Origin of the sequence: Streptomyces colwelliae, assembly GCF_048158785.1 — a bacterium.
Taxonomy (GTDB): Bacteria; Actinomycetota; Actinomycetes; order Streptomycetales; family Streptomycetaceae; genus Streptomyces.
This window is the reverse complement of sequence record NZ_JBLTJC010000552.1, coordinates 1-5308: the sequence shown is the minus strand read 5'-3', so window position 1 is coordinate 5308 and position 5308 is coordinate 1. Positions and strand designations below refer to the sequence as shown.

Annotated in this window: 4 protein-coding genes and 1 rRNA gene; all 5 read right to left on the bottom strand. The window is 68.4% G+C overall.

Annotated features, from left to right (window positions below; all coding sequences use genetic code 11):
• Nucleotides 1-1391: FtsW/RodA/SpoVE family cell cycle protein (locus ACNFOC_RS50565; protein ID WP_416965727.1), on the bottom strand; the 1391-nt coding region annotated here is incomplete at its 3' end.
• A gap of 30 nt (nucleotides 1392-1421) precedes the next feature.
• On the bottom strand, nucleotides 1422-2960 hold the full coding sequence (locus ACNFOC_RS50560; RefSeq protein ID WP_416965728.1) for a Stp1/IreP family PP2C-type Ser/Thr phosphatase: 1539 nt from the start codon (nucleotides 2958-2960) through the stop codon (nucleotides 1422-1424).
• Nucleotides 2961-3051: 91 nt separating this feature from the next.
• Nucleotides 3052-3573 (bottom strand): FHA domain-containing protein FhaB/FipA, encoded by a 522-nt coding sequence (locus ACNFOC_RS50555; RefSeq protein ID WP_416965726.1) that lies wholly within the window; start codon nucleotides 3571-3573, stop codon nucleotides 3052-3054.
• A gap of 10 nt (nucleotides 3574-3583) precedes the next feature.
• Nucleotides 3584-4432: an FHA domain-containing protein gene (locus ACNFOC_RS50550; RefSeq protein WP_416965725.1), complete on the bottom strand. Its 849-nt coding sequence runs from the start codon at nucleotides 4430-4432 to the stop codon at nucleotides 3584-3586.
• Nucleotides 4433-5095: 663 nt separating this feature from the next.
• Nucleotides 5096-5308, bottom strand: a 16S ribosomal RNA gene (locus tag ACNFOC_RS50545); the annotation flags it as partial.

Below are 5308 nucleotides of genomic sequence, written 5' to 3'. Positions count from 1 at the left end.
GGTCTTCGTCGTCGCGGGCGGCGGGCGGTGTCGCTGATGCGGATCAGGATGCCGATGAGGGCCCAGTTGGCGATGACGGAGGAACCGCCGTACGCCACGAAGGGCATCGTCATACCGGTCAGCGGGATCAGGCCCATCACGCCGCCCGCGACGACGAAGACCTGGAGGGCCATGCCGCCGGAGAGGCCGACGGCGAGGAGCTTGCCGAACGGGTCGCGGGCGGCGAGGGCGGTGCGTACGCCGCGCTCCACGATCAGGCCGTACAGGAGCAGGATCGCCATGATGCCGGCGAGGCCCAGTTCCTCGCCGAAGGTGGCGAGGATGAAGTCGGAGTTGGCGGCGAACCGGATGAGGTCGGAGTGGCCCTGGCCGAGACCGGTGCCGAGGGTGCCGCCGGAGCCGAAGGCCCACAGGGCCTCCATCGACTGGGCGGAGTGGCCGGCGACGGTCTTGCTGAGCGTGTACTCCTTCATCGGGTTGAGCCAGGCCTGGACGCGCTGCTGGACGTGCGGTTCGAAGGTGGCCACGCCGACCGCGCCCGCCGCGGACATCAGCAGACCGAAGACGATCCAGCTGGTCCGCTCGGTGGCGACGTACAGCATGATGATGAACATTCCGAAGAACAGCAGCGACGTTCCGAGGTCGGTCTCGAAGACCAGGATCAGGATCGAGATGAACCAGACGACCAGGATCGGGCCGAGGTCGCGGCCGCGCGGCAGGTACAGGCCCATGAAGCGGCGGCTGGCCAGGGCGAGCGCGTCGCGTTTCACCATCAGGTAGCCGGCGAAGAAGATCGCGAGGACGATCTTCGCGAACTCACCGGGCTGGATGGAGAATCCGCCGACCGAGATCCAGATCTTCGCGCCGTAGATGTTGGCGCCGAGGCCCGGCACGAGCGGCAGCAGCAGCAGGACGAGCGCGCCGACCATCGAGATGTAGGTGTAGCGCTGTAGGGCGCGGTGGTCCTTGAGGAAGATCAGGACGACGGCGAACAGTCCGATGCCCATCGCGGTGTACAGCAACTGCCGTGGTGCCGCGTTGCCCGCCTGGTTGATGGACTGCAGCAGCTTCGACTGGTCGAGCCGCCAGATGATGACGAGTCCCATGCCGTTCAGCAGCGTCGCCAGCGGCAGCAGCAGCGGGTCCGCGTACGGCGCGAACTTGCGTACGGCCAGGTGCGCGACGCCGGCCAGCAGACCGAGGCCCAGGCCGTAACTCAGCAGCCCGGACGGCACCTGGTCGTTGATGGCCAGGCCCACGTTGGCGTAGGCGAACACCGGGATGACGACCGCGAACACCAGGAGCGCCAGCTCGGTGTTGCGCCGGCTCGGTGCGCCGATGGAGCCGATCGTGGACGTGTGGTGCGACGGCGTGTTGGTAGAACTGCTCATCGTGTGACGGGGCCTCTCACGGCTTGCCTATTACTTGCTGCACTGCGAGACGACCTGCTGCTCTTCCTCCGAAAGGCTGGGACCGGTGCTGGGAGTCGCAGACGGGGTCGGGGACGGGGACGTCGAAGTCGAGGCCGAAGGAGTCGGCTTCGGCGTGGCCTTGGACGTGAGCGAGGTGCTGGTGGTTCCCGTGGTGCCGCTGGGCTTGCTCGCGGCACTCTCGCGCTCGGACTCCTTCTTGCACGCGGAGGCCTGCACGGCGAGGTCGGCGATCTTCTTCTGGGCGTCCTGGAGACCGCCCTCGGCGATCGTCGCCTTGACCTGCTTCTGCTGGTAGGGCGGCAGGTACTTGAGTTCGATGTCGGGGTGGTCCTTCTCCACCTTCGACAGCGAGACCCAGGCGAGGTCCTGGCTGATGCCCCGGTACAGCGCGACGTGTTCGCCGTTGGCGCCGACGAAGTACTGCGTCTGCGTCCAGCGCCAGCCGCCGTACAGGCCGCCGCCGATGACCGCGAGCGCGAGCACGCTGTAGAAGGATCTCTTGAACCATTTACGGCCCTTGGAGGGCTTCACGAAGTCGTCGTCGGAGTAGTCCCCGAAGCTGCCCTCGGGGACGTAACCGGTGGTGTCGCCGGAGCCGGGCGGGCCGAACTCGCCGCCCCCGCCGTTCTGTCCGGGCACCTGGCGGCCGAGCCCGGAGGCGCGGCCGGCCGGGGTCTGCATGATGCCGTTGTCGTTGTGGTGGAGCTGGTTCTCGGCGACCGCGCCGACGATGACCGGGGTGTCCGACAGCTGCGCGGCGAGGGTGTCGCCGGTGTCGAGGTCGAGGACGTCGGCGATGATCACCGTGATGTTGTCGGGGCCGCCGCCGCGCAGGGCGAGCTGGATCAGCTCCTGCACGGTCTCCTGGGGGCCCTGGTAGCTGGCGAGGGTGTCCTCCATCGTCTGGTGGGAGACGACTCCTGACAGCCCGTCGGAACAGATCAGGTACCGGTCGCCGGCGCGGACCTCACGGATCGACAGGTCCGGCTCGACGTGGTCGCCACTGCCGAGCGCGCGCATGAGGAGCGCGCGCTGCGGGTGGGTGGTGGCCTCTTCCTCGGTGATCCGGCCCTCGTCGACCAGCCGCTGCACCCAGGTGTGGTCCTGGGTGATCTGGGTCAGCACGCCGTCGCGCAGCAAGTAGGCGCGGGAGTCCCCGACATGGACGAGGCCGAGGCGTTGCCCGGTCCACAGCAGGGCGGTGAGCGTGGTGCCCATGCCCTCCAGCTGGGGATCCTCCTCGACCATCATCCGCAACTGGTCGTTGGCCCGCTGCACGGCGGTGCCGAGCGAGGTGAGGATGTCGGAGCCCGGCACGTCGTCGTCGAGCGAGACGATGGTCGAGATCACCTCGGAGGAGGCGACCTCACCGGCGGCCTGGCCGCCCATCCCGTCGGCGATCGCGAGGAGGCGTGGACCGGCGTAGCCGGAGTCCTCGTTGCCCTCGCGGATCATGCCTTTGTGCGATCCGGCGGCGAAGCGCAGTGACAGACTCATGCGCACCTCGCCCGTCGGCTCCGGGTACATCCGCACGGTGCCCACCCTCCGGTCGGGAGCGCGCCGGGGTCCGCCAGGCGGTCCGCCGCTGCGTGCTCGCTCCGCTCGCTCATTGTCTGTACTACTTCCGCAGCTCGATGACGGTCTTGCCGATGCGGATCGGCGCGCCCAGCGGAATCGGTGTGGGGGTCGTCAGCCGGGACCGGTCCAGGTACGTGCCGTTCGTGGATCCGAGGTCCTCGACGATCCACTGGCCGTCGCGGTCCGGGTAGATCCTGGCATGGCGGCTGGATGCGTAGTCGTCGTCCAGCACGATCGTCGAATCGTGCGCCCGGCCCAGGGTGATGGTCTGGCCCTGGAGCGCGACGGTGGTGCCGGTGAGGATTCCCTCACTGACGACGAGTTTGGTGGGGGCGTTACGGCGCTGCCGGCCGCCCCCGCCCGGCTGCTGCTGGCGCTGTTGCGGAGGCGCCGCCTGCCGGGCGGCCTGCTGCTGCGGCCGTCCCGCGTCCCGTCGCGAGCCGCGCTGAGTGACACGCGTTCCGAACAGGTCGCTGCGGATGACCTGCACGGCCACGATCACGAACAGCCACAGTACGGCCAGGAAACCCAGCCGCATGACCGTGAGGGTCAGCTCTGACATTGCCCCCGCTTCACCCTTCGGCTTGCCGGTAAATGATGGTGGTGCTGCCCACGACGATCCGCGAGCCGTCGCGGAGCGTAGCGCGGGTGGTGTGCTGCCCGTCCACCACGATGCCGTTGGTGGACCCGAGATCCTGGATCACTGAGGGCGTTCCGGTCCGGATCTCACAGTGCCGGCGGGATACGCCGGGGTCGTCGATCCGCACGTCGGCTTCGGTGCTGCGGCCCATCACCAACGTCGCGCGGGAGATCTGATGGCGGGCGCCGTTGATCTCCACCCAGTACCGCATCCGCACGCCGGCCGCCGGGGCGGCGGGCGCGGGCTGGAGGTACGGCGCCGAGCCGCGGCCGCCGGGCGGCGGTGCGGCCGGCATGGGCGGCGGGGCGCTCGCGGGCGCGGCGGCGGCCGGATAGCCGTAGCCGCCGGGCCGTCCTGCCGCCGGCGGTGCCGCCGGAGCGGGGGTGCCGGGAGCCTGCTGGTTGGTGGAGGAGGCGAGCGTACGGCTGCGCACCCGGTACAGACCGGTGTCGAGGTCGTCCGCCTTCTCCAGGTGGACCTTGATGGGTCCCATGAAGGTGTAGCGCTGCTGCTTGGCGTAGTCGCGCACCATGCCGGCGAGCTCGTCGCCGAGCTGGCCGGAGTAGGGGCTGAGCCGCTCGAAGTCCGGCGTGCTCAGCTCCACGATGAAGTCGTTGGGTACGACGGTCCGGTCGCGGTTCCAGATCGTCGCGTTGTTGTCGCACTCCCGCTGGAGCGCGCCGGCGATCTCGACGGGCTGGACCTCGGACTTGAACACCTTGGCGAAGGTGCCGTTGACCAGACCTTCGAGGCGTTGCTCGAACTTCTTCAGGACTCCCATGGGGCACCTCCTCCGTCGTTGCCGCACTGGCTGTCGTACCGACCGCCGTGCCGGCTGTCGTGGTGATTGTCGTGCTGACTGCCTTGGTACTGCTTACTGATCGTATCCACGCGCCGGTAAATCGGCTGGTTCCCCCTTGTCGGCCCGGTCGAACTCCTTCTGCCACTACTCCTGTCAGTACTCCTGCCCAGGATCGTAGAGGGGGCCGCAGACAAGTGTCCCGCACCTGACTGTGGACCTTGGCCGCCTCCTGGGGAGATGGCGGTTACCGGTACGAGGTTGATACGTGAACCGGTCCACGTTGATACGTAGGGGGGTGGTGGGGGTGTTCGGTGCGTGTTCGGCAGGTGTCCGCCGGGTGGGTCCGGGGTCGCGGGAGGAGTGGGTGAGGAGTGCGTGAGGAGGGCAGGTGAGAGCCGATGAGGGGTGATGGGGGCCTCTCGCGGAGGGGCCCTGCCCGGGGGAAGCGGAGGGGCCTGCTCAGGGGAAAGGGATGTGAATCCACCCCGTGCACCGTGCTAATCTTCTGCATGTCGGAAGGCGCCAGCCCCTTGCGGGAAGGGCCCGAGGACACACCCAATGCGCGGGTGGCGGAATAGGCAGACGCGCTGGATTCAGGTTCCAGTGCCCGAAAGGGCGTGGGGGTTCAACTCCCCCCTCGCGCACAGACAGAAGCCCCTCAGGTCTCAGACCTGAGGGGCTTCTTCGTGTGCGGTGCAGGCTTCGGTGAGCGCCAGGTCTGGTGAGGACACAAGGGGGTTGGGCCACCGGCTTCGGGTGTTACCGACTTTCGTGACGTGACGGGCGGTGTGTACAAGGCCCGGGAACGTATTCACCGCAGCAATGCTGATCTGCGATTACTAGCAACTCCGACTT

Coding starts and splice junctions, on each gene's coding strand:
- ACNFOC_RS50560 (WP_416965728.1), bottom strand. CDS start 2,960: ATGTACCCGGAGCCGACGGGCGAGGTGCGCATGAGTCTGTCACTGCGC.
- ACNFOC_RS50555 (WP_416965726.1), bottom strand. CDS start 3,573: ATGTCAGAGCTGACCCTCACGGTCATGCGGCTGGGTTTCCTGGCCGTA.
- ACNFOC_RS50550 (WP_416965725.1), bottom strand. CDS start 4,432: ATGGGAGTCCTGAAGAAGTTCGAGCAACGCCTCGAAGGTCTGGTCAAC.